Consider the following 1,189-nt stretch of genomic DNA (forward strand, 5'->3'; position numbering starts at 1 on the left):
AACAAGCATTATTTATTCAATGATCTTAGAGACGATACCGGCACCAACAGTACGACCACCTTCACGAATAGCAAAACGAAGTTTTTCCTCCATCGCTATTGGAACGATCAACGAAACATCCATGGCAACATTATCACCGGGCATAACCATTTCTGTACCTTCTGGAAGCGTAACAATACCTGTAACATCCGTCGTACGGAAGTAAAACTGTGGACGATAATTCGTGAAAAATGGCGTATGACGTCCACCTTCATCTTTTGTCAAAATGTAAGCTTCTGCTTTAAACCGTGTATGAGGTGTAACGGATCCTGGCTTCGCCAATACTTGACCACGCTCAATCCCTTCACGGTCAACACCACGTAGCAGAGCTCCTATATTATCACCCGCTTGACCTTGATCCAAAAGCTTGCGGAACATTTCAACGCCTGTAACCGTCGTCTTAGAAGTTGGACGAATACCGATAATCTCGATTTCCTCTCCAACTTTGATAACACCACGCTCAACACGACCCGTAACAACGGTTCCACGACCCGAAATCGAAAACACATCCTCTATCGGCATCAAAAATGGTTGATCAACAGGACGCTCAGGGGTTGGAATATAATTATCAACTTCACTCATTAAAAGACGAACAGCATCTTCACCAATGCTTTTATCCTTATCCTCAAGAGCTGCCAACGCAGAACCCTTAACAATTGGTATATCATCGCCTGGGAAATCATATTTGGATAAAAGTTCCCGAACCTCAAGCTCTACAAGCTCTAAAAGTTCTGCATCATCAACCTGATCAACTTTATTAAGAAAAACAACAATTGCTGGGACACCAACCTGACGTGCAAGCAAAATATGCTCACGTGTCTGAGGCATTGGGCCATCCGCTGCTGAAACAACCAAAATAGCACCATCCATCTGTGCTGCCCCTGTGATCATGTTTTTCACATAATCAGCGTGTCCTGGACAATCAACGTGCGCATAGTGACGATTTTCTGTTTCATACTCAACATGTGCTGTAGAAATAGTAATTCCACGTGCACGTTCCTCTGGCGCAGCGTCAATTTGGTCATAAGCTTTAAATTCACCAAAATATTTCGTAATCGCTGCTGTCAACGAGGTCTTCCCATGATCAACGTGACCAATCGTACCAATATTAACATGCGGTTTTGTTCGTTCAAACTTGCTCTTCGCCATT

At 43.6% G+C, this 1,189-nt stretch carries 1 protein-coding gene; it reads right to left on the bottom strand.

What is annotated here, in order from left to right; all coding sequences use genetic code 11:
• Positions 1–12 precede the first annotated feature (12 nt).
• Positions 13–1,188: an elongation factor Tu gene (tuf, locus tag ACFINA_RS09575; RefSeq protein WP_012755022.1), complete on the bottom strand. Its 1,176-nt coding sequence runs from the start codon at positions 1,186–1,188 to the stop codon at positions 13–15.
• Between the last annotated feature and the right edge of the window lies 1 nt (position 1,189).

Source organism: Bartonella sp. AC10YNML (assembly GCF_042196825.1).
Taxonomy (GTDB): domain Bacteria; phylum Pseudomonadota; class Alphaproteobacteria; order Rhizobiales; family Rhizobiaceae; genus Bartonella.